The sequence below is a fragment of the Frankia sp. CpI1-P genome (assembly GCF_001421075.1).
Classification (GTDB): Bacteria; Actinomycetota; Actinomycetes; order Frankiales; family Frankiaceae; genus Frankia; species Frankia torreyi.
This window is the reverse complement of the sequence record NZ_LJJX01000004.1, coordinates 86,274-109,733: the sequence shown is the minus strand read 5'-3', so window position 1 is coordinate 109,733 and position 23,460 is coordinate 86,274. Positions and strand designations below refer to the sequence as shown.

The following is a 23,460-nucleotide window of genomic DNA, read 5'->3' as shown; positions in this document are numbered from 1 at the left end:
GGAGTCACGTCCCGTCGGACAGAATGTGCGGATGGACCTTGATGCCGCCACCGAGTTCGTCCGNGATCATCACCGGGCGGTGCTCAGCACCACCCGCCGGGACGGCAGCCCGCAGATGTCGCCGGTGACGGTCGGGGTGGACGCCGAGGGTCGTCTGCTGATCAGTACCAGGCTCACCGCGTACAAGGTCGGCCATGTCGAGCGCGACGCGACCGTGCGGCTGTGCGTGCTGCCGGACGACTTCTTCGGACCGTGGGTGCAGATCACCGGCACCGCGGAGATCGTCCGGCTACCGGCGGCGATGGAACTGCTGGTCGGTTACTACCGCGACATCTCCGGCGAGCATCCCGACTGGGACGACTACCGAGCGGCGATGGTCCGCGATCAGCGCTGCATCCTGCGGGTCACACCCACCGCCGCCGGCCCGGACCGTTCCGGCTGAGCCCGGTCCGGGCGGGCGCCGGGCTACTGGCGCAGCTTGGACAGCAGCCGCAGCATCTCCAGGTAGACCCAGACGAAGCCGATCAGCAGGCCGAAGCCGGCCCGCCAGGCCTCGGAGCGCGGCGCGCCCGCGGCGATCGCCCGCTCGATGTAGTCGAAGTCGAGGATGAACTGGAGGCTCGCGACACCGAGCACCAGCACGCTGAACAGGATGCCCAGCGGCGTCGNGTCGTTGATCACTGGCAGATGGCTCCCGCTGACCGCCCTGACGACCAGGTCGACCAGGCTGAGCAGGACGACGCCGAACAACACGCCGGTGACGATGCGGGCCATCCGCGGAGTGGCCCGCAGCCGGCGGCTGCGGTAGGCGAGGAGCATCGCGACGAAGATCAGCCCGGTGCCGAGCAGCGCCTGCGGGACGATGCCCGCGAAGTCGTCCTCGTAGAAGCGCGAGATCGCCCCCACCGCGACGCCCTCGATCAGCGCGAAGGCGATGACCAGCGACGGGCGCAGCCGATTGCGCATCGACACGACGAGGCTGATGACCAGCGCGACGAGACCGGCGGCCAGCGCGATGCCCGGGGCGTCCCGCCCGACCACCCAGCCGACAGCACCGCCGACACCCAGCAGGGCGAACAGCCCCAGCGTGTGCACGACCACGTCGTCGACGGTGAGGGTGGTCGGCTGCCGGTAGTGGCTGGCGAGCTCCTCCGGGGTGGGCGTCGGCGGCGGCGCGAACCCGCCGCGCCGCAGCACGGGGTTCGAGGAACGAAGGTCGGCCATCGAGCCGGCTCCTCTCGGTCGCCGCCGGGGCGGCGCCACCGTCATCAGTTGGTGCACACGTCAACCACGCAACGAACCCACTGTCGGCGAGGTTCCCGCCGCCCGGTCGGCGCCGTGGGCTGGCGGGCTCGACCACCACACACTGATGTTGTAACGAATCTAGAACGGATAGTAGCGGATTCGGCGATGCAAGGAATCATTGCGCCCCCACACGGGGGCGCACCTCACCATGGCGACGAAGCCTTCCATGCCGACCACCCGCGGCGTTCATCAACGCACGCGGGCGATCGGCAATGGATTGTGCCGGTGGTCGGAGTCGAACCGACACTCGAGCTGTTTTTAGGACAGCCTCCTCTACCAGTTGGGATACACCGGCTCGTCTACATCGCTGATGTTTCTACCATGCTGCGTAGGGTCTGGGAATAACACATCGCGGAAAAAGTGGTCCGGAGATGGCGGCCCCCACGAAAGCGTGACTCATCGTGACTAGGGCGCTGCCGCATTGCCATCCCCGCCGATCAGTGGACGACCCAGATCGTCGGAAAGCCGAGCTCGCGGCTCGTTAGCAGCGTCGGGCCAGTCCGGAGATGCCGGAATCCCGCCCCCACCTTGGTGTCGTTAAGCAGCGGCGGCCGGTGAAGCAGCGGCAGCCGGTGAAGCAGCGACGGCCCGTGAAGCAGCGACGGCCCGTGAAGCAGCGACGGCCCGTGAAGCAGCGACGGCCGGTGAACCCCACAGGAGGCGGGGATTCACCGGCCGCCGTGGGGTCGTGGCGGGGCCCGCGGGCGCGGGCGACGGTCAGCTCCGCCGCTGCGCGGCCTGCGAGTTCGCCTCTGCCGCCGTGGCGGGGGGAGCGGGCGTCCCAGGCGGGGCAGGCGCGGCGGCGGGCGTCCCGGGGAAGGTGGACGCGGCGGGCACGGCCTTGTCCGCGGTGGAGTCGGCGGCGGAGTCCGCGGCGGGGCCGTCGACCGCGGCCGGCATGCCGGGGGCCGCGTGCGTGCCGGCGGCCGGGGCGGACGCGGGGGTCGCCACCCGGCGGAACTCCGCCCGGGGGTCGGCGAACGAGCCCAGCGAGACGATCTCGCGGCGGAAGAACAGCGCCAGGGTCCAGTCGGCCACCACGCGGGCCTTGCGGTTCACCGTGGGCACCCGGCTGAGGTGGTACGTCCGGTGCATCAGCCAGGCGGGCCAGCCCCGCAGCCTGANCCCGTAGATCTCGGCCACGCCCTTGTGCAGCCCCAGGGACGCCACGCTGCCGGCATAGCTGTGCTCGTAGGGCCTGATGGGCTCGTGCCGCAGCTCGGCGAGGAGGTTCTCCGCCAGCCGGCGAGCCTGCCGCACGGCGTGCTGGGCGGACGGTCCGGTCGTCGCCCCCTCGCCCTTGGTCAGGTCGGGCACGGCCGCGCAGTCGCCGGCGGTCCAGGCGTCCGCCACCCCGTCGACCTGGAGGAAGGCGGTGGCCCGCAGCCGGCCGCGCTCGTCGAGCGGCAGATCGGTCCGGGCGAGCATCGGATTGGGCTTGACACCGGCCGTCCACACCACGGTGCCGGCCTCGAATCGCTCGCCGTCGTCGAGAACGACATTTCCATCGAGCAGACTTTCGACCCTGGTGTTCAGCTTCACCTGGATTCCGCGGTGTTCGAGCTGCTTGACCGTATACAGCCCCATTGCGGGCGAAACCTCGGGGAGAATGCGACCCGTCGCCTCGACAAGCACCCAGCGCATGTCCGCGGGCGCCAGATCCGGGTAATAAGAACATGCATCACGCGCCATGTCCTCGAGTTCGGCGAGCGCCTCAATTCCGGCATATCCGCCACCGATGAAGAGGAAGGTGAGTGCGCGCCGCCGGACCGCGGCATCGGTGGCCGACGCGGCCGCGTCGAGGCGGCTGATGACCTGGTTTCGGAGATAGATGGCCTCGGCCGCGCTCTTGAATCCGATTCCCTGCTCGGCGAGACCCGGGATCGGGAGCGTCCGGGCCACCGAACCGGGACAGATCACCAGAATGTCGTACTTAAGGTCGAAAGCATCCCCGAGGAGCGGCTGGATGGATGCCGTGCGTTGCTCGTGCGACACCATCACGACATGGCCGCTGATGATCCGGCAGNCCTTCAGCACCTTGCGTAGCGGAACGACAACGTGCCGTGGCTCAAGGTTACCGGCAGCCGCCTCCGGGAGAAACGGCTGGTAGGTCATGTATGAGTTGGGTTCGACGACGGTGATGGTCGCCTCGTCCCCATGCAGCTTCCGCCGAAGCCGCAGGGCCGTGTACATGCCGACGTATCCCCCGCCGACGATGAGGATGTGCGGTGCCTGCCCATAGCCCATGCAAAAACGGTACCCGCGGGGGCCGGCTTACACCCGGCGTGGAGCCGGCTGACCCCATCTATTCCGTGATGCAGGACACCAATACGGACGACCTTCGGCCCGTCTTGTCGCCGACGGAAGAGTGCCGTGGCTCACGCGCTGTGTCCGTGGCCACAAGGCGTGGGCTTAGTCGAGCCGCTCAACCACTTCCGCCAGCGCCGCCGCGGAACCGAAAACCGTGTCCAGCATCACCTCGGTGACCCGACCGGTGAAGGTGTTCTGCTGACTCGGGTGATAGCAACCCACGACCCGGACGCCCGTCCCGGGAAGTTCGACCCGGGTCCCGTGGCCGAACGGCACCCTGGGCGCCGGGACGGAGTACCCTGCCTGCTCCAGGGCCGGCCAGAGCGCCGTCCACGCGAACCCGCCGAGAACGACGACGACCCGCAGTGTCGGCCGGACGAGCTCCAGGTCCCGGACCAGCCACGGACGACAGGCGTCCCGTTCCGCCGTCGTCGGCTTGTTCGCCGGCGGCGCGCAGCGCACGGCCGCGACGATCCGGGTGGCCGGCAGGCGCTGGCCGTCCCCGGCGGAGTGCGACGTCGCCCGGGTGGCGAGCCCGACCCGGTGCAGCGAGGCGAACAGCCAGTCGCCGCTGCGGTCGCCGGTGAAGATGCGCCCGGTGCGGTTGCCACCATGGGCGGCGGGAGCGAGGCCCACGATCAGGATCCGGGCGTCGGCCGGGCCGAACGAGGACACCGGCCGCCCCCAGTACGGCTGGTCGGCGTACGCGGCCCGGCGGACCGCCGCGACCTCCTCCCGCCACCTGACCAGGCGCGGGCAGGCCCGGCAGACCGACATCCGAGCATCGAGCGCCCCCGTGTCGGCGGCGCCGGCGGCCAGCTCGCGCACCCGCGCGGAGGTCGCCGCGACCGGGGTGGTCGAGTCGGCGAGGTCCCCCGGCCAGCCGCCGCCCGGCCGCGCCGGACCGCGCTGCGGACCGGCCGTCATCCCGCGGCGGGACCGGCCCCGGTCGGCAGGGACGGCGCGGTCGGCAGCGGCGACGCGAGGCTCTCGGCCGCCGAGCCGCTCGCGGCCGGTGGGGAGATGGCCAGGGCCAGCGCGATCCCGTCGAGGATGTCCCGTTCGCTCGCGACGACCGCCGCGGCGCCGGTGCGTTCGACCAGCGTGCGCAGCACGAGCGCGCCGGACGCGATGACGTCCACCCGCCCGGGGTGCATCACCGGCAGTGCCGCCCGCTCGTCGTGCGTCATGCCGAGCAGCCGCTCGGTGACGGCGGCAACCTGCTCGGCGCTCGTCACCGACAGGTGGATGCGGTCCGCGTCGTACTCCGCCAGTCCGGCGGCGAGGGCGGCCACCGTGGTGACGGTCCCGGCGACGCCCACCAGGGTGGCGGCCTCGGTCAGCGGCACCGTCGCGGCGGCGAGATCGAGCGCGGCGTGCACGTCGGCAACGATCGCCGCGGCCTGCGCCGCGGTCGGCGGGTCGTCGCGCAGGTGCCGCTCTGCCAGCCGGACGCAGCCGACGTTCACCGAGCGGGCCGCCCGCACGCCGCGCGCGTCCCCGAGCACCAGCTCCGTCGAGCCCCCGCCGATGTCCGCGAGCAGGATCGGCGTGGCGACCGACGACGAGCCGCCTGTTCCGGACAGTCCGATCTTTCCGAGCTGGCCGATCTTTCCGAGCCGGCTGGGCGTTCCGANCTGGCTGGGCGTTCCCGCCAGGCCTGGCGCGCCGGGCGCCCGGCCGGATCCTCCGCGCGCGTCCGAGGGGCCGGGATCGCCGGATGTTCCGGGCTGCCCGGGTGCTCCCGACCGGTCGGACGCTCCCGGCTGGCTCGGCGCCCCCACCCGACCCGGCGCTCCGAACTGCCCGGATCCGCCGACGAGGTCGCCGATGGCGCCACCGAACGACAGCGCCGCCTCCTCGTCCCCGCTGATCACCTCGGGGTCGACCCCGAGGATCGCGCGGACACCGGTGACCAGCTCGTCTCGGTTGCGCGCGTCGCGGGTCGCGCTCGTGGCCACCATCCGCACCCTGGTGGCACCCAGGCGTTCGATCTCGGCGGCGTAGTCACGCAGCGCGGCGAAAGTCCGCGCCAGCGCCTCGGGGGCGAGCTCACCGGTGCGGTCCACCCCGGCGCCCAACCGGACGATCTCCATCCGGCGGGTCAGCTCGCGCAGCCCGGACCCGTCGTAGTCCGCCACCAGCAGGCGGATCGAGTTGGTCCCGCAGTCGATCGCGGCGACGCGGTTCACGCCGGCACCTCCTCCGTCGTCCCCGCGGAACCCGCCGCGGTTCCGCCCGCTGCGCAGGCTGCGGCCGGGCTCGCGGCCACGCACGGCCCCCGCCGGCCCCAGTCGTCGACGGCGGCGAGCGCCTCGTCCCCGAAGGGATTCACTCCCGGGCCCGCCGCCAGGCTGTGCGCGACGAGGACGTGCAGGCATTTGACCCGCTCCGGCATGCCGCCGGCGCTCGGGGTGCCGGGCAGGACCTCGTGGGCGTCGCGGCGGGCGAGGTAGTCCCGGTGCGCCGTGGCGTAGGCGGCGGCGAGATCGGGGTCGTGGGCGAGGCGCGCCGTCATCTCCCGCATGATCCCGGCCCCCTCCAGCCGCGACACCGCCGCCGCGGCGCGCGGGCAGGTGAGGTAGTACAGGGTGGGAAACGGCGAACCGTCGGGCAGCCGGGGAGCGGTCTCGACCACGTCCGGCAGCCCGCAGGAACAACGATGGGCGACGGCCACGACCCCGCGCGGCGCACGGGACAACTGCCGCCCGACGATCTCGACCTCCTCGGCCGTCGCTGCCGTCGACACCACGTTCTCCTCCCGCACCGCGACGCTCTCCTCCCCGGGACGGCGACCGCGCACCGGCACCGCCGCCTAGCATCGCAGATCCACGGGGCACCGCAGATCCACGGACGGGCCCAGGACCCGGGCCCGTCCGCCGGCGCGCCGCTAAGGCGTCGCGATCTCCGACCACAGCCGCCCGTACCAGGCCGAGCCGCCGGACGATCCACCGCGTTCGCCCCCGTCACCGGACGCGGGGGTGGGCGCGGCGGGCATCAGGTACGCCCGCTNGCCCGGCTTGATGTAGTGCAGCCGCCGACGCGCCTCGTCGGAGACCCAGGCCTGGTCGTCGTAGCGCTCGACCGTGGAGCGCAGCTCGTTGACCCGGGCCTGGGCCTGCGTGTTCGTCCGCGCGAGCTCCGAGAGCTTGCTCTGCTGCTTCAGGTACAACCGCAGCGGATAGGCGAGGGTCAGGACCAGCACACAGATCACGACGGCGAGCAGGGTCGCCCTCGTGGTCAGCGCGGCGCGCGGCGGCGGCATGCGGATCAGGCGGGCTGCCCGTGCCGCGGGAAGGCTGCCGCGCCGGCGAAGCGGGCGGCGTCGTCGAGCTCCTCCTCGATCCGCAGGAGCTGGTTGTACTTCGCGACCCGCTCGCTGCGGGCGGGGGCACCGGTCTTGATCTGGCCGCAGTCGACGGCGACCGCGAGGTCGGCGATCGTGGTGTCCTCGGTCTCACCGGAGCGGTGCGACATCATCGCCCGGTAGCCGTTGCGATGGGCGAGGTTGACCGCGTCGAGGGTCTCGGTGAGCGTGCCGATCTGGTTGACCTTGACCAGCAGGGCGTTCGCGGCCTTGGAGGCGATCCCGCGGGCGAGCCGCTCCGGGTTGGTGACGAACAGGTCGTCCCCGACGAGCTGCACCTTGCTGCCGAGCCGCTCGGTCAGCGCCACCCAGCCGGACCAGTCGTCCTCGGCCAGCGGATCCTCGATGGAGACGATCGGGTAGGCGCCGACCAGCTCCGCGTAGTAGTCGCTGAGGTCCTCGGCGGTGCGGGTGCTGCCCTCGAAGGTGTACGAGCCGTCCGAGTAGAACTCGGTCGAGGCGACGTCGAGGGCGAGCGCGACATCCGAGCCGAGGCGCAGGCCGACCTTGTCGACGGCCTCGGCGATGAGGTCGAGCGCGTCCCGGTTGGTGGGCAGGCTCGGGGCGAAGCCGCCTTCGTCGCCGACGCCGGTGCCCAGGCCCCGCGCCTTGAGCACGCTCTTGAGCGCGTGGTAGACCTCGGCGCCCCAGCGCAGCGACTCGGAGAAGGTGCTCGCGCCGATCGGAGCGATCATGAATTCCTGGATGTCGACGTTCGTGTCCGCGTGCGCGCCGCCGTTGAGGATGTTCAGCATCGGCACCGGCAGGAGATGCGCGCTCGGCCCGCCGAGGTAGCGGAACAGCGGCAGCCCGCTGGCGGCCGCGGCCGCCTTGGCCACCGCGAGNCTCACGCCGANCAGGGCGTTGGCGCCGAGGGCGGACTTGCCCGGGGTGCCGTCGAGGTCGATGAGCGTCTGGTCGAGCAGGCGCTGCTCGGTGGCCTCCAGCTCGATGATCGCCGGGCCGATCCGCTCGATCACCGCGGCCACCGCCTTGNGGACGCCCTTGCCGCCGTAACGGTCCTCCCCGTCGCGCAGCTCCACGGCCTCGAAGGCGCCGGTGCTGGCCCCGCTGGGCACCGCGGCACGGCCCAGCGTCCCGTCCTCCAGGACGACTTCGACCTCGACGGTGGGATTGCCACGCGAGTCAAGGATCTCGCGGGCTCCGACAGCCTCGATGGACGGCACGGCTAGGACCTCCGAATGCGACGACTCGAACGCGACGACACGATGGCACCGAACGGACCGCCGCGAACCGGCGCCCAGCGAGCACCCGCGCCGGACCCCGCAGCACGCCCGACGGCGTGGCGGACCCAATACCGCGGGACGAGCGGGGCCGTCCGGACGAACCGGTCGGTGCGAGACTACCGTCGCCGCTCCCAAGGGGCGGCGCTGATCCCGGCGCGTCGCGGAAGGTTCCGGCGAGGCCCCGCCACGCGACCGGCCCTGGCCGGCCAGCCAGCCCCGACGCGGGCAACGCGGTGTCACGCATCCCACAGCCCCGCGGGCCGCGACCCGCCGCGGCCCCGGGCACCCAGGTGGGGCCGGGCAAGCGCCCGGCCCACAGCCGACCTGCCGGCCATCGTGAGGTTTCCGCGGAACCGTCCCGCCAGCCCGATCGATCATGGTGTTCCCGCGCCAGGCGCGCCTGTCCAACTCCCTCGGACGCGGCAGCGGCCTGCCCCGTACGACCCACGGCCGCCGGCCGGACGCCCCCAGNCGGATGCCGCCGGCCGGATGCCCCCAGCCGGACGCCGCCAGCCGGACGCCGCCGGTTCGCGGCCTGCCGGCAGCTGCCCCCCGGCAAGCCCGGTTCCGGCCAGATCGAGGCCAGATCGAGGCCAGATCGTGCCGAGGCTTCGGTACGGTTTTCAGGCCAAAAACCGTACATACCCCTCGGCACGATTCTGTGCACAGAAGATTACGGAAAGGCGCGACAGCGGCGNCCCAGTAGCAGGGACGCCGAGCCCGCCCGGTAACCCCGTACCCGTCGCCCGATCAGACCGCAGGGCCACGGACCACCGTGGACCGAGTCCCCTAGCCGATGCGCCCGAGCGGCGGCATCATCAGCGGCCCGCCGACGGGCAGGCCGAGCCGCGCGGCCAGCGGCGCCCAGGGTCCCCAGCCGGCGGCGAACCCACCGAGCCCGCCAGCACCACCGAACGCCCCGGAACCACCGAGCCCGGATCCAGCGCCGAGCAGGGCGGCCAGGCCGCCGGCCAGGATCCCCGGCCGGGCCGTCGCGGCGGCGCCGCGGTCCTCGCTGGACTTCGGCGTCCGGACCCGTTCCAGCACCGACGGCTTGGGCGCCAGCCGCACCCGCGGCGTGTCCCCCGCGGGCAGCCCGGCCCGCGTCCAGGCCAGCCTGAGCGCGTCCGTCAGCCCGCCGAGCTCGTCGACCAAGCCGTAGGCGTGGGCGTCGGCCCCCGTCCACACCCGGCCCCGGGCCAGCTCGTGCACCTGCTCCCGGGTCAGCCGTCGGGCCGCGGCCACCTTGTCGACGAAGTCCGCGTAGACGCGGTCGAGGAACTCCTCCAGCTTCTCCCGCTCACCCACGGTGAACGGACGCCGCGGCGACATCATCAGAGCGTGCTCGCCCTCGGCGACCGCCCCGAACCCCACCCCGACCTTGTCGAGCAGCTCCCGGACCACCTGCTTACCGGCGAACACCCCGATGGACCCGGTCAGCGTGCCCGGATTGGCGACGATGAGGTCCGCGGCCAGGGAGACGAAGTAGCCGCCCGACGCGGCGACGTCCCCCATCGACACGACGAGCGGGCGGCCACTGGCCCGGAACCGCTCGGCCTCCCGGCGCACCAGGTCCGAGGCGACGTAGGAACCCCCCGGGCTGTTCACCCGGAACACCGCCGCCGCCACATCCTCGTCGCGCGCGGCGGCCCGGAATGCCGCCGCGGCGGCCTCCGCGGCGAGCACCGGGCTGGCGAACGGCCCCGGGCTGCCCTGCCCGAGGATGACCTGGCCGGTGCCGTGGATGAGCGCGACGACCGACCGGCGGGGGTCGCGATGCGGTGCGGTGGCCGACGGCGCCAGCGGGACGCCCTGGGTGTCCACGGTGGCGCCGTCGTCGAGCGCCCCGGCGTGCCCCCCCGCCGAGCCTGTGCCGGCGTCGGCGGACCGGCGCTGCGGCGTGGGTGAGGTCTCGCGCAGGAAGAAGGCACCCGGACCCCGCGCGGTGAGGGTCGCGACCCGCCGCACCGGCGACTTCTCCCGCCGTTCGGCGAGTCGGCGGTACGCCGTGGCGTACATCAGCACCGGCTCGGCGCCTGCGTCCCCGGCCGCGGTCGCAGCCGCGCCGCCCGGCAGGCCGGCGGCGGCGAGGTCGGTGTCCGCCGTGGGGGCGAGGTCGGCGTCAGCCGCGCCGACGACGGGGGACCCGCCGACGACCGGGGACCCGCTTCCCGCGGGGGACCCGCCAGCCGCCGGAGACCCGCCGCCCGCCGACGAGCGCCGGACCCGGGCCCGCGCGGCCGCGTACACCTCGTCGCGGTAGCCGAGGCGGTCGACGAGCCCCACGTCGAGGGCGACGGTGCCGGCCAGCGGGCCGAGGTCGATCAGCCGGCGGACGCGGTCGGCCGGTATCCGGCGGCCCTCGGCGATGCCCGCCACCACCTGCTCCGAGCTGGACTCGATGATCCGGCTCACCGCCTCCAGGTGCGCCGGCGTGAAGTCCCGCTCGACGAGCGTGTTGACCGCGTTCTTGTATTCGTAGCGCTGGCCGATCTCGACCGCGACGCCGAGCCGGTCCAGCGCGCCGCGCAGGAACGGCGTCTCCATCCCCAGGCCGGTCAGCCCGCAGTCCCCGGACGGGGCCAACCAGATCTCGTCGAACGCGCAGGCGAGGTAGTACGGGCCCGTGCCGCCGCCGAACTCGCCGAACGTGTCCGCGTAGGCGATGGCGGTGCCGCCGGCGGCCCGGAAGGCGCCGATCGCCGCTCGGATCTCCTGGATGCGGGCCAGCGGCGTCCCGGCGGCGCCGATGTGCGCGACCACCACCGACACCCGCGGGTCCTCGGTGGCGTAGCGCAAAGCCTCCACCAGATCGCGCAGCGTGGTGCGGCGGTGGGCGAGGGCGAGGGTGACCGGGTCGTTGGGAACGCCTTCGAGCGGATCGACCGTCAGATCGAGTTCCAGGACGATCGGAGCCGTCCGCCGCGCCGCGATCTGGCGGACGTCGGCCAGCGCCTTACGTGGGGTGGCAGCCATGGTCAGAGGCTAGTACCACCGACCGTCCCGGTTCCGCGGTCGTATCAACCTCACGGTCGTCCTACCGTCACCCATCCGGCGTAACGCGGTCACCCGAGCGGGCCGGGGCGACCCAGAGTTCCCGCCAGCGCGCGCCGGGCAGCACCCCCGGGGCGGCGCCGTCCACCCGGGCCGCACGCTCGGCGGCGGCTAGCCGGTCCCGGAAACGCCGCGCCGACGTGCGCAGGGCCCGCTCCGGGTCGACCCGGGCCGCGCGCGCGAGCGCGACGGCGGCGACGAGCAGATCGCCGAGAACGTCGTCGGCGGCCACGTCCGGCCGGCCGAGTGCCGCGACAGCGTCGGCCGCGATCGCCGCGACCCGCTCGCCGGCCTCGGCTACCCCGCCGGACCCCGCCAGCCCACCAGCCGCAGCCAACCCGCCGGCCGCAGCCAACGCGCCGGCCGCAGCCGACCCGCCGGCCGCAGCCAACGCGCCGCCCGTCTCCTCGGTGACCCCGGCTAGCGCGAGGTCCGCCGGCACGCCGATCCCGCCGGCGCGCTTGAGCAGCTTGGCCGCGAGCGTCAGCGCCGGCTGGGACAGCGCCACCCCTTCGGTCACCGAGGCGCGGCCCTTCTCCTCCGCCTTGATCGCCTCCCAGTTGACGGCGACGTTCGCCGACCCGTCGACGACCACATCGGCGAACACGTGCGGGTGCCGCCGGATCAGCTTCGCGACCAGCCCCGCCGCCACATCGTCGACGTCCCAGCCGTCGCCCGCGCGCTCGGCGGCGATCCGGGCGTGGAAGAGCACCTGCATGAGCACGTCGCCGAGCTCCTCGCGCAGCTCGGCGAGGTCACCGTCCTCGATCGCCTGGTACGCCTCGTAGGTCTCCTCGATCAGGTAGGGAGCGAGGGACTCGTGGGTCTGCTCGGCGTCCCACGGGCAGCCACCCGGGGAGCGCAGCCGGTCCATCACGGCCACGGCGTCGAGCAGGATGGACCCGGGCAGCTCCGCCGTGCCGGCGAGGGTGTCCACCACGACGCCGACGGCGGGCAGCGCGGCCGCACCGGCGCCGGCCGGCGAACGGGGCTGAACGAGACGGTCGAGCACCCGGTCGAGCGGCGTCGGCGCGGACGGGTCCGGCAGCCAGGCGACCTCGGTCGCCGCCGGATCGGGCAGGCCGGCCCGCAGGAAGGCAGCCAGCTCAACCCCCGCCGGATCGACCCCCGCCGGATCGACCGCGGGCGGGTGGCCGTCGACGACGACGACGGTCGCGCCGGCGGCGCGCAGGGCGGCGAGCTGCGGGTGGGCCGGGGTGGCGGTCAGCACGGGCACGCGGCGCATCAGGTCCCACGCCGGCGCGGTGAGGACGCCCGGCGCGACCCGCGGGCTGGTGACGACCACGGTGATCCGCAGCAGCATGACCTCATCCACTCGCTTCGGCTGGTCGGGGACGGGACTGGGNGGTCAGGACTGGGCGGTCAGGTCCACCGTGGGGGTGGGCGCGGGCCGGCTGGCGATCGATCCATCCGCGGCAATCACGGCGAACTGGCCGGTGTTCCAGGTGCCGAACCGCGGGTTGATCGAGATCGGGTCCTTCTTCTCGGCCTGCGCGAGGACGGGCCGCAGCTTCGCGGAGCGCTCCTGGCTGACGATGAAGCGGGCCAGGTACGGCTTCGCCTGTGCGTAGGTGAGCGGGATCCGGCCGACCTGGTCGACGATGCTGTTGTNCTGCTCCCGGGTCTCCGCCTCGGTGGCGAGCAGGTGCGGGCTGACCCGGTCGCTCAGCGCCGACTCCAGCGCGCCGGAGCGCACGATGACGGAGACGTCGCGCGGCGCGAACCCCGCGGCGGCCGCCCGCTGCTCGAACGCCTGCACGCTGCCGAACTGGAGGATGGCGTACGCCTGGTAGTAGGAGGCGACGTCGCCGGAGCTGAGCGTGACGCCACGCCGGTCGGCCTCGTCGGAGAGCAGTTGAAGCTGCACGAGGGTGGTCAGCGTGCGGCGTTGGAGGTCGAGGCGGTTGAGGGCGCTCGACGCGGCCTGCCCGGACTGTGAGACCGGGACGCCGTCGGCGGCCGCGAGCCCGCGATCGACGATGCCGCGTAGCTGCGAGGTCTCGATGGACTGCGATCCGACCTGGGCGGCGGCTCCGGCATGCGTCGTGCAGGCCGTCCCGGCGGTCCCCACGAGCACAACAAACCCGACGCCGGCCAGGAGGCGGGAGAGCTTCACGACTCCAGACGCTATCCGCTCGCGTGTGGCGAAGCACACCTCACCCGCCCGACACCGCCGAATTCCCCGCCCCGCCGCCCGACGAAACCCGTCCCGACCGCCGCTCAGCCAGCGGCCGCCGCTCAGCCAGCGGCCGCCGCGGCGACCGAATCGCCGGCGACGGCGGTCAGGAGCTGACCGGCCCACGCGAGCAGCACCCGGTCCCGCAGCGGCCGGGAGCCGATGCGGCCGGTCTCCGTCGGGGCCGGCACCAGCACGATCCGCACCGCGGGCTTCACCACCGCGCCCTTGTACAGGCGGGTCAGCCGCAGGGTCTGGCTCTCCCGCAGCTCCAGCGGCGCGAAGCGGATCTGCCGGCCGGCGGCGGTGATCTCGGTGACGCCGAAGCGGCGCGCGAGCACCCGCAGGCCGGCGACGGCGAGCAGGTTCTCCACCGGCTCGGGCACCGGGCCGAACCGGTCCACCAGCTCCCCGCGCACCTCGTCGATGTCGGCGTCGGTGACGGCGCCGGCGAGACGGCGGTAGGCGTCCAGGCGCAGCCGCTCGCTGGGCACGTAGTCGTGCGGCAGGCTCGCGTCGACGGGGAGCTCCACCTTGACCTCCGGTGGCTCCTCCACCTTGTCCTTGCGGTATTCGGCGACTGCCTCGCCGACCATCCGCACGTACATGTCGAAGCCGACCGAGGCGATGTGCCCGGACTGCTCCCCGCCGAGCAGGTTGCCGGCGCCGCGGATCTCCAGGTCCTTCATGGCCACGGCCATGCCGGCACCGAGGTCGTTGTGCTGGGCGATGGTGGCGAGCCGGTCATGGGCGGTCTCGGTCAGCGGCTTGTCCGGCGGGTACAGGAAGTACGCGTACGCGCGGTCACGGCCCCGGCCGACCCGGCCGCGCAACTGGTGGAGCTGGGACAGGCCGAACACGTCGGCCCGTTCGACGACGAGGGTGTTGGCGTTGGAGATGTCCAGCCCCGACTCGACGATCGTCGTGCAGACCAGGACGTCGAACTTCTTCTCCCAGAAGGAGACCATCACCTGTTCGAGGGCGTCCTCGTTCATCTGGCCGTGCGCGGTGGCGATGCGCGCCTCGGGGACCAGCTCACGCAGTCGAGCGGCGGCCCGGTCGATCGACTCCACCCGGTTGTGGATGAAGAAGACCTGCCCCTCCCGCAGCAGCTCCCGGCGGATCGCGGCCGCGACCTGCCGGGTGTCGTAGGGGGCGACGGAGGTGAGCACCGGGTGGCGCTCCTCCGGCGGGGTGTCGATGGTCGACAGCTCCCGGATGCCGGTGATCGACATCTCCAGGGTGCGCGGGATCGGGGTGGCGCTCATCGTGAGCACGTCCACCGCCGTGCGCATCTTCTTGAGCTGCTCCTTGTGCTCGACGCCGAAGCGCTGCTCCTCGTCGACGATCACGAGCCCCAGGTCCTTGAACCGGTTCTCCCCCGACAGCAGCCGGTGGGTGCCGATCACGACGTCGACGGTGCCGTCGGCGAGGCCCTCCTGGACCGCCTTCTGCTCGCCGGCCGAGTTGAACCGGCTCATCGCCTTCACGATGACGGGGAACGCCGCGTACCGCTCGGAGAACGTCTGGAAGTGCTGCTGGACCAGCAGCGTCGTCGGGACCAGCACGGCGACCTGCTTGCCGTCCTGGACGGCCTTGAACGCCGCTCGCACGGCGATCTCGGTCTTGCCGTAGCCGACGTCGCCGCAGATCACCCGGTCCATCGGGACGGGCTTCTCCATGTCGGCCTTGACCTCGTCGATCGCGGCCAACTGGTCGGGGGTCTCCCGGAAGGGGAAGGCGTCCTCCAGCTCGCGCTGCCACGGGTTGTCCGGGGCGAAGGCGTGCCCGGGGGCGGCCATTCGAGCGCTGTAGAGCCGGATCAGCTCCCCGGCGATCTCCTTGACCGCCTTGCGGGCGCGGCTCTTGCGCTTGGCCCAGTCGGCGCCGCCGATGCGGTCCAGGCTCGGCGCGTCGCCGCCGACGTAGCGGGTGATCTGTTCGAGCTGGTCGGTGGGGACGTAGAGCCGGTCGCCCCGGGCGTACTCCAGCAGCAGGTACTCGCGCTTCGCCCCGGCGACGGTGCGGGTCACCATCTCGACGTAGCGACCGACGCCGTGCGCGTCGTGGACGACCATGTCGCCGGGGACCAGGGCAAGCGGGTCGATGCCCTTGCGCCGCCGGCTGGGCATCCTGCGCATGTCCTTGGTGGTGACCCCGCGGGCGCCGGCGATGTCGCTCTCGGTGAGAACCGCCAGGCGCAGCGTGTCGCTGGTGAAGCCGGTGACGAGCTGCCCGCGGGTCACCACGGCGACCCCGGCGGCGAGCTCGGCGTCCTCGGCGTAGCGGGCGCCGAGGTCGGCCTCCCGCAGCATCTCCACCAGGCGCTGGGCCGGGCCGTGCCCCTCGGTCACGAGCAGCACGCGCCACGACTCGGCCAGCCAGCCCTTGACGTCGGCGATGACGGCGGCGGTGTCGCCGTGGTAGAGCGGCGCCGGCCGCAGGCTCGCGACCACCGTGTCGTCGCCCTCGACGACGAGCCCGCCGGCCACCCCCGCCACCGCGTCGGCCTGGTCGGGGCCCGCAGCCTCGGCGCCGGTCGGGGCCGAGGTGAAGGGGGTGACCGACCACCAGGGCAGCCCGAGCGCACCGGCGTGCTCGCGGACCTCCGCGATGGAGCGGTAGGCCGCGGCGCCGAGGTCGATCGGCGCGCCGCCGCCGAGCGCCGCGACGCTCCAGGACGCCTCCAGGAACTCCTGGCTCGTGCGCACCAGCTCGCTCGCCCGCGAGCGGACCCGCTCCGGGTCGCAGACCAGGACGTGGGTGCCGGCGGGCAACTCGTCGAGCAGCAGCGACATCCCGTCGACGAGGACCGGGGCCAGCGCCTCCATGCCCTCCACGGGAATGCCGTTCGCGATCTTGTCGAGCATGTCCACGAGCTGGGGGTAGCGGGTGGCGAGCTCNGCGGCCCGGCCGCGGACGTCCGCGGTGAGCAGCAGCTCGCGGCACGGCGGCGCGAACAGCCCGCGCCCACCGGCGGCGGCCGGCTCGGAGTCGTCCTCCGGCAGCGCCCGCTGGTCGGCGACGGCGAACCGGCGGATGTCCTCCACCTCGTCGCCGAAGAACTCGACCCGCAGCGGGTGCTCCTCGGTCGGCGGGAAGACGTCGAGGATCCCGCCGCGCACGGCGATCTCGCCGCGCCGCTCCACCAGGTCCACCCGGTGGTAGGCCATGTCCACCAGCCGGGCGACCACGTCGTCGAGGTCGGCGGTGTCGCCCGCCGTGAGGCTGACCGGGGCGAGCTCGCCGAGCCCGGCGACCTGGGGCTGGAGCACGGAACGAACCGGCGCGACGACGACCCGCAGCGGCGGGCGACCGGTGCTCGCCGGATAGGCCAGCCGACGCAGCACGGCCAGGCGCTGGCCCACCGTGTCCGCCCGGGGGGACAGCCGCTCGTGGGGCAGCGTCTCCCAGCTCGGGAAGACGGCCACCACGTCGGGACCGAGCAGGTCGGCCAGCGCGGCGGCCAGGTCCTCGGCCTCGCGGCCGGTGGCCACCACGGCGAGGACGGGACGCCCGGCTCCGTGGGCGGCGGCGAGGGCGGCGGCGGCGAAGGGTCGCAGGGCGGCCGGACCGGCGAGGTCGAGCGCGGGTTCGCCCGCCGCGCCGATCGCCCGCCCCAGGGCAGGATCGCCGCCCGGCCGGGCGATCAATGCGTCGAGCAGCGGCGCGAGAGTCATGGTTGCGTCCGGTGTGCCTCTCGGAAACGAGCGGAACGGAACAGGCGTGGAGCAGACGCCGCGGCACGAAAACCGCCGCCGCGGAACACGACGACCTGGCGCAACGGGGCCCACCACGGCCCGGACCCGCTCGCCCGAGGGGCCGGCCCGCCGCCCGACCCGCCCCCGGAGATGACCCGGGCGGTCGGCCGGCACCGGCCCGACCCCGTCGGCACAGACGATATGACCAGCCTACGACACCGATGCCCGCCCCCACCGCCGCGCCGACCGTGCGCCGCTGACGGCATCCCGCCCCCGCAGCCCGCCCGCACCTGCCCCCGCATCCACACCCGCACCCACCCCGCACCTACACCCGCACCACTGCGGACCTGCGCCGACGCTCGTCGCCGGCGGCCGGGGGGAGGGCGGCGGACGGGCCGGTAGGGCCGAGCGCGCCCGGCCGGCCGGCCGGTCGACGTACAGTCGACTGCCTGGCGTCCAGTCCGGCCGCCCGATACCTACGCTGACGTTAGGGTCGAGTTGTCCAGCATGCGCCGCAACGTTTCGAGATCGGACGCGGCCCGCGGCGACGTCTATCAGATCGGGGACGTCGCCGAGCGGGTCGGCCTCTCGCTGCGAACAGTCCGCTACTACGAAGAAGCGGGCCTGCTCATGCCGGTGGGGCGCACCGTCGGTGGGTTCCGCCTCTACGACGTGGATGCGATCGAGCGGCTGCTGCTCATCAGGAAGATGAAGCCGCTGGGCTTCACCCTGGAGGAGATGCGTTCCCTGCTGATCCTGCGCGACGAGCTGGCCACGCCCGGCCTGGCCGCGGACGCCCGCGCCGCGTTGCAGGAGCGGCTTGGCACCTGGGTGCTACTCGCCGAGGAGAAACTTGCGACGCTGCGGGAGCAGGTGAGCGTGGCGGAGTCCTTCGTCGGCGGGCTACACGACGATGCGGAGCGCACCGGCGGCGACGCAGTGTGACCCGCCGCCGGCTCGACGCCCCGCGTGGCCAGGAGGGGACACGCGGGGCGCCCATGGCGGAGCCTCAGCCCCAGAGCCGCTGGTAGACGGCCGCCGAGGCCGGATTGAGATCGGGATNCACCAGCGAGGAACGGACGTTGCCCTCCTCCGCGTCGGGGAAATACGCCTCGTAGGCGAGGATGTCGGCGTTGCGCGAGAACGTCTCGTACATCTTCTCCATGTAGGCGGGGTTATCCCCGCCGGCGGCGCCGCCCCGCCCGGCCTTCGTGCCCTGCTGGCTGACCACTCCCCACTCGGGCACCGAGAACAGCTTGTGGTGGGTCCGCGCGAAGGTGATGACCTGGCAGAGCCCCGCGTCACCGTTGCACTGGTTGTCGAAGTCGGCGTAGGTGGGGCTGGGCGGGTACTGGTCGTAACTGTCGATGCCGATGACGTCGACGTACTGGTCGCCGGGGTACAGGTCGAACGCGCCGACCGGCGTGGTCGACCCGTGGGCGTTGAGGTTCCAGTCGATACGGACCTTCGGGCTGGTCGCCCTGATCGCCGAAGAGGCGTTGCGGAAGCACTGGATCCACTGCTGTGGATCCGTCGCCGACCAGGCGAACCACAGGCCGTTGAACTCCCAGCCCAGCCGGACGAACGAGTCGCCCCGGCNCATGTTCACCAACCAGCGCCCGAACTGCCGCCACTTGGCGTCGTAGTTGCCCGCCGCGCAGTCGGCGAGGTTGCCCTTCTCCGGCCCCGAGTCGGGGAAGAGCGGCTGGGTGATCACCCAGGTGCCGGCGTACCCGGAGAAGGTCGACGCGCTTCGCCCCATCCACGGGTTCGTGACGTCGCTCCAACTCGACCGGTCGGTGTACATCACGATGACGTCATTGGGCCGGCCGCGGAACCTCGCCCAGGCATTCGCCTGGGCCAGGGTGTGCGCGGCGACGCCGGTCGGGAACAGCCCGGTGGTCGCGGCCCGCTGGACCTGCGGGACGGCGGCCGCCGGCACCCCGCTCTGGGTGGGCCGGGCCGCGGTGCCCGGCTGCCCGGTCGGCGACGCGCCCTGCCCCGCGGTGGTGGCGATCGGGTCGGATCCCCCGTCGCTGCCGGAGGGCACCAGCAGCAGCGCCGTCACCGCGACCAGGGTCAGCACCGCCGCGACCGAGACCGCGATGACGGGCAGGTGCGGGAGGCGGCTGGCGTTCCCGCCCCAGTGGGCGGTGATCCACGAGGCCGCCCGGGCCCGCCGCCCGGAGGCCGGCGCCGCGCGGTCGTCGGACCGGCCGGTGTGGCGGGCGCCGCCCCTGGCAGTCCGGGCAGCCTCGGCCGCACGCGCCGAGCCGATCTCGTCGGACCAGACCTCGTCGTCGGTCCAGGCGGCCCGGCCGCCCCGCCCCGCCCCGCGCTTCTCTGCCGCGCCGCGACCCGAGCCGGCCTGACCCGAGCCGGCTAGGGCCGAGCCCGACCGGCCTGCTCGAATCCGCTCCGGCGCGATTCGACCTGGTCCGGCCCGATCCAACGCGACCCGATCCGGTGCCCCACGGCCCGGCGCCCCACGGTCCGATCCCCGGTCCGGCCGGACTCGGTCCGACCGAACCCGGTCAGCCGCACCCCGGTCAGACACACCCCGGTCCGGCACAGCCCGGTCCGACACAGCCCGGTCAGACACAGCCCGGTCCGACGCAGGCCGGTCCGACCCGCCCCGATCGCTTCCGGTCCGATCCGAGCCGCCCCGGGCCAGGCCGGTCCGGGGGGCCCAGCCCTCGGCCTGCCGGCCTCCGGGACCGGTTCCGGCCCGGTCCGTCCGCGGGCGCAAGCCGTCCCCGCCATGGCCACGGGTGGCCGCGGGGCCGTCTGCGGGGGCACCGAAGGCGGGACCGGACGGCTGTGACGGCGCCCACCGGCCGCCGCTGCGAGGATCATCGGCCAGCCAGGCGTCGCGGGCGGCGGACCAGGCGCCGGTGCGCGGTATCCCCTGGGCGGACCCATGGTCGTCCCATCTCCCGGGGCGATGATCGTCCTGGTCCGCGGCGTCACGGCGACGACCGTCGCCTGGCGGGGCGCCGGTCTCGGACCAGCGCAGGACGCCCGTCTCGTCCGCCGGGTGCGCGCCATGGGGTGGCGTCCGCACCGGCGGGGTCGGGAGCGCATGGTCCGGCGGCGGGGACGAGGGCGGGTCCGCCCGATCGTCGCCCGGCCACCCGGGGTCATCGCCGCGCGCACCGGGCCGGCGGATCTGGAACAGCGCCGTGCCCTCGTCCCAGCCGGACGGGGCGGTGGGGTTCACCGGCCGCCCGGCCGAAGGCCGACCGTTCACCAGGACGGCCCGCTCGGAGAGCGGATTGGTCGGCGCGTCGAGGGGCGGATCGGCCGGTGGCTCCCTTGGCGGATCGGTCGGCGCACCGATCGGGGCAGCAGCCGGGGCGCCGACCCGCGGGGCCGCCGGCGGACCCACCGACAGCCCGGTGCCGGGCGACCCCGCGCGGGCCGATGAGTCGCCCGGACGGGACTCGACGGACCACAGGTCACCCGGACGGGACTCGACGGACCACAGGCCGCCCGGATGGGACTCGACGGACTCGGGGTCAGGCGGACGGGAGCCGGGCAGGCGGAGGTCGGGCGGCCGGGCTGCGGGCAGCCGGGGGCCGGGTGGGCGGGTGCCGGGCAGCCGAGGTTCGGCGGGTCGGTCCGCACCGCCCGCAGACCGGTCACCGTCGCCGGCCGTCCTCGCCCCCCTCGCGGGAACGGTCATGGACGGAGGGAGGAGCACCACCGGCGGCGTCCGGCGCCGGCGCCCGGAACGGCCGTTGCCCGTCCGGTGGTCCGCGCGAGCGCCGCCGGCGTCCCCGTCGGGCGACTGAGCCCCGCCGGAGGAGCCGTCACGGCCGGCGCGGTGAGGTTCGGTGGCGCGGCGTCGGTCGACCCGGTGTCCGCGCTGCCCGCCGTCCTCGTCGACTTCGGCGGACGGTGGCGCAACCCGCTCTCGGTCGCCGGCCGAAGGTTCATCCGACCAGGAGCGCCCACGCACCCGCATCACCCCAGATCGTGCTCTGTGCCCCATCGAAACATCTCGGCGTAGCCGGCGCGCAACTCTCACCCGGGGTGAGAATTCCTCCGCCCGGCCGACCTGCCAGAAGATTCGTCGGCACCGGCAACGCCACGAGCCGAGGCTCTTTCACCAATCCAGTAGTGACGGACGAACCGTAACAACAACGCGCGAAGAGCGATGTCGGCGGCCTCGGCCTATCACGGACAGCAACGATCATCCGCATCGGCACCAAACCCCTTCCGCTCCGTGGGAAGCAGCCGGCAGCCGGCGACCNCCGGCAGGCCGGACGCCCGCGTCATCGCGGGATCCACCAGTCAGGACGCGGTACCGACCGGGCGAGTTGCCGGTCCTGCGAAGATCTGGCACTCTTGACCATTCATTCGCCACGAAGGTGGGCCGCGGGGTGCCGTCTGTCCTGGCCGCGCCCGCCGGCCGTCGAGCCGGTCAAGGGCGGCCCGGCGGGCCGGCGAGCGGCGCGGTGCATGACGCCGGCGAGCGACCTGACCAGCGGAAACGAGTCCCGGCGGCGCTCTGGGGAAACGGCGTTCGCGGGGGCAGCGCGAGGTGCGCCCGGCGGCGGCGTGGCGGGAATCTCGCGGGGGCGGCGCCACCCGGTACGCAGACCACGTGCGGGGCGGGCGTCGACGACGCGGCGCCAAGCGCGCGGGGAAGGCTACGCCCCGGCATGACCCGGTTGTCGGGCTTGCCCGTCGGGCGGCGTCGTCGCGCGGGTCTGCACCGGCTTGGAGGGACTCCCCCAGCAGGCAGAGGACCGTGCGGTACCGTTGCGACGGCAGTGCCGGGGGGGCGCCGATGAAGGCGGTCCGTCGCCGGTATCCACCGAGAAGTGGCAGAGGGGGATCACGCGTCCGCGCGCGCCAGGAGCGCGGGCGAGCGAGCGATGTCCTCACGCGCGGGAGCGTGCCATTCCGCGCACCGGGAACGACCGGCGGCTGTCCCCGTCGGCCCCGGCATCGGTCGGCGAGTGGCAGCAGGCCGTTACGGGTCACCCGGAATGCACCGCGGTCCAGCGAGGACCATGCCATCAACCCCCGCCCCACCGAGCCCGACCGGGGCATGAGCACGGGAGACGCAAGCCTTGAGCATCGAAAGCGCCAGGACCACCGAAATCCCCGACGCTGCCGACATCCCGGTCGTCATCCTCTGCGGCGGGATGGGTACCCGGCTGCGGGAGGCCAGCGAAAAGCTGCCGAAGCCGCTGGTGGACATCGGCGGCAAGCCGGTGCTGTGGCACATCATGAAGACGTATGAACACTACGGCTTTCGCAAGTTCGTGCTCTGCCTCGGCTACAAGAGCGACCTGATCAAGAACTACTTCCTGGCCTACCGGGCGCAGGTCGCCGACTTCACCCTCACGCTCTCCGACGACCACACGCCCCAGTTCCACAACGCGGTGGGCGACGAGAAGTGGGAGGTCACCTTCGCGGAGACCGGCCTGCTCACCGGCACCGGCGCCCGCCTGCGCCGAGTCGCCCAGTACCTGACCGGCCCGCGGTTCATGCTCACCTACGGCGACGGCGTCGGCGCGATCGACGTCGGCGCCGTGCTGTCCGACCACGTGGAATCCGGCCGCCTCGGCACCGTCACCGGCGTCCGGCCGTCGAGCCGCTATGGCGAGCTGGAGACCGATGGCAACGCGGTCACGCTGTTCGCCGAGAAGCCGCCGCAGACCGGCTGGGTGAGCGGCGGGTACTTCGTCTTCGAACGCGAGTTCATCGACAAGTACCTCGACGACGACCCGGCGCTGCTGCTGGAGCGCCACCCGCTGCAGCAGCTCGCCCGGGACGGCCAGCTCACCCTGCACAACCACGACGGGTTCTGGATGGGCATGGACACCTTCCGGGACTGGACCGAGCTCAACCAGCTCTGGGACTCCGGGTCCGCGCCGTGGCGCGTCTGGGCCGACTGAGAATTCCGGACGGATCCGCGACGATGACCGAATCCGCGAGCGTGGCCGGGACCACCGGCCACGCCGGCGACCGCGACGGTACCGCGCTCCCGGCCGATCCTGGCCGCTGGCTGCACGATCTGGTCGCCGACCTGCTGCCGCCCATGCGCAGCATCACCGGCGAGGGCGTGCGCACGACGCTGCGCACCGTCGCGCGCGCGCTCGGCCCCGACGTGCCGCTCACCGTGCACGAGGTGCCCAGCGGCACGCCGGTGCTGGACTGGACCGTCCCCCGGGAGTGGAACGTCGGCTCGGCCCGGCTGATCGGCCCCGACGGCAAGACCGTCGTCGACGCCGCCGACAACCCGCTGCACCTGCTGGGTTACAN

At 73.6% G+C, this 23,460-nt stretch carries 12 protein-coding genes, 1 tRNA gene and 12 pseudogenes; 4 read left to right on the top strand and 21 right to left on the bottom strand.

Annotated elements, in window-relative coordinates; translation table 11 throughout:
* Positions 1–64: 64 nt before the first annotated feature.
* A partial coding sequence (locus tag FF86_RS04120) for a PPOX class F420-dependent oxidoreductase (RefSeq protein ID WP_242418146.1) occupies positions 65–442 on the top strand: 378 nt, incomplete at its 5' end.
* 23 nt (positions 443–465) lie between these two features.
* Here the strand turns inward: FF86_RS04120 and FF86_RS39945 are convergent.
* The 19 genes and pseudogenes from FF86_RS39945 to FF86_RS39900 form a co-directional block, all read right to left on the bottom strand.
* Positions 466–668: pseudogene (locus FF86_RS39945) on the bottom strand (Bax inhibitor-1/YccA family protein); the annotation flags it as partial.
* Position 669: 1 nt separating this feature from the next.
* Positions 670–1,224, bottom strand: a 555-nt coding sequence (locus FF86_RS04115; RefSeq protein WP_242418145.1) for a Bax inhibitor-1/YccA family protein, incomplete at its 3' end; no start/stop codon positions are given.
* Between the two features lie 301 nt (positions 1,225–1,525).
* Positions 1,526–1,600, bottom strand: a tRNA-Leu gene (locus FF86_RS04110).
* Between the two features lie 422 nt (positions 1,601–2,022).
* A pseudogene (locus FF86_RS64995) lies at positions 2,023–2,429 on the bottom strand (NAD(P)/FAD-dependent oxidoreductase); the annotation flags it as partial.
* Position 2,430: 1 nt separating this feature from the next.
* Positions 2,431–3,331, bottom strand: a pseudogene (locus FF86_RS39940) (NAD(P)/FAD-dependent oxidoreductase); the annotation flags it as partial.
* A 1-nt stretch (position 3,332) separates the two neighbouring features.
* Positions 3,333–3,552 (bottom strand): FAD/NAD(P)-binding protein (locus tag FF86_RS39935; RefSeq protein ID WP_255355700.1); only part of this gene is annotated, 220 nt, incomplete at its 3' end.
* A 165-nt stretch (positions 3,553–3,717) separates the two neighbouring features.
* Entirely contained in the window at positions 3,718–4,542 is an 825-nt protein-coding gene (locus tag FF86_RS04100; protein ID WP_044883398.1) for a uracil-DNA glycosylase, read from the bottom strand.
* A pseudogene (locus FF86_RS39930) lies at positions 4,539–5,251 on the bottom strand (Ppx/GppA family phosphatase); the annotation flags it as partial. The pseudogene FF86_RS39930 and the gene FF86_RS04100, both read right to left, overlap by 4 nt.
* Position 5,252: 1 nt before the next feature.
* Positions 5,253–5,807 (bottom strand): annotated as a pseudogene (locus FF86_RS39925) (Ppx/GppA family phosphatase); the annotation flags it as partial.
* Positions 5,804–6,382 (bottom strand): DUF501 domain-containing protein, encoded by a 579-nt coding sequence (locus FF86_RS04090; RefSeq protein WP_044883502.1) that lies wholly within the window; start codon positions 6,380–6,382, stop codon positions 5,804–5,806. The gene FF86_RS04090 and the pseudogene FF86_RS39925, both read right to left, overlap by 4 nt.
* Positions 6,383–6,628: 246 nt before the next feature.
* The coding region (locus FF86_RS04085) for a septum formation initiator family protein (RefSeq protein WP_242418144.1) at positions 6,629–6,880 on the bottom strand (252 nt) is incomplete at its 3' end.
* A 5-nt stretch (positions 6,881–6,885) separates the two neighbouring features.
* Positions 6,886–7,827: pseudogene (gene eno / locus FF86_RS04080) on the bottom strand (phosphopyruvate hydratase); the annotation flags it as partial.
* Between the two features lie 12 nt (positions 7,828–7,839).
* A pseudogene (gene eno / locus FF86_RS39915) lies at positions 7,840–7,978 on the bottom strand (phosphopyruvate hydratase); the annotation flags it as partial.
* A 1-nt stretch (position 7,979) separates the two neighbouring features.
* Positions 7,980–8,169: pseudogene (eno, locus tag FF86_RS39910) on the bottom strand (phosphopyruvate hydratase); the annotation flags it as partial.
* A gap of 849 nt (positions 8,170–9,018) precedes the next feature.
* On the bottom strand, positions 9,019–11,205 hold the full coding sequence (sppA, locus tag FF86_RS04075) for a signal peptide peptidase SppA (RefSeq protein ID WP_044883395.1): 2,187 nt from the start codon (positions 11,203–11,205) through the stop codon (positions 9,019–9,021).
* 67 nt (positions 11,206–11,272) lie between these two features.
* The gene (locus FF86_RS04070; RefSeq protein WP_044883501.1) at positions 11,273–12,607 is read right to left on the bottom strand and encodes a nucleoside triphosphate pyrophosphohydrolase; all 1,335 of its coding nucleotides are present in this window, start codon (positions 12,605–12,607) and stop codon (positions 11,273–11,275) included.
* Positions 12,608–12,916: 309 nt separating this feature from the next.
* Positions 12,917–13,420 (bottom strand): SurA N-terminal domain-containing protein (locus FF86_RS39905; protein WP_242418143.1); only part of this gene is annotated, 504 nt, incomplete at its 3' end.
* Between the two features lie 122 nt (positions 13,421–13,542).
* A pseudogene (mfd, locus tag FF86_RS04060) lies at positions 13,543–16,383 on the bottom strand (transcription-repair coupling factor); the annotation flags it as partial.
* Between the two features lies 1 nt (position 16,384).
* Positions 16,385–17,160, bottom strand: a pseudogene (locus tag FF86_RS39900) (transcription-repair coupling factor); the annotation flags it as partial.
* Positions 17,161–17,688: 528 nt separating this feature from the next.
* On the opposite strand from FF86_RS39900, the gene FF86_RS04055 reads away from it, so the two are divergent.
* Positions 17,689–18,126 (top strand): MerR family transcriptional regulator, encoded by a 438-nt coding sequence (locus FF86_RS04055; RefSeq protein WP_055406287.1) that lies wholly within the window; start codon positions 17,689–17,691, stop codon positions 18,124–18,126.
* Positions 18,127–18,244: 118 nt separating this feature from the next.
* Here FF86_RS04055 and FF86_RS39895 read toward each other — a convergent pair.
* Both FF86_RS39895 and FF86_RS39890 read right to left on the bottom strand, forming a co-directional pair.
* Positions 18,245–18,736 (bottom strand): glycosyl hydrolase (locus FF86_RS39895; RefSeq protein WP_396229761.1); only part of this gene is annotated, 492 nt, incomplete at its 3' end.
* Between the two features lie 45 nt (positions 18,737–18,781).
* Positions 18,782–19,633: pseudogene (locus FF86_RS39890) on the bottom strand (hypothetical protein); the annotation flags it as partial.
* A 2,629-nt stretch (positions 19,634–22,262) separates the two neighbouring features.
* Here FF86_RS39890 and FF86_RS04045 point away from each other — a divergent pair.
* Positions 22,263–23,093, top strand: a complete 831-nt coding sequence (locus FF86_RS04045; RefSeq protein WP_044883391.1) for a sugar phosphate nucleotidyltransferase — start codon at positions 22,263–22,265, stop codon at positions 23,091–23,093.
* Positions 23,094–23,116: 23 nt separating this feature from the next.
* A pseudogene (locus FF86_RS39885) lies at positions 23,117–23,459 on the top strand (DUF4910 domain-containing protein); the annotation flags it as partial.
* Between the last annotated feature and the right edge of the window lies 1 nt (position 23,460).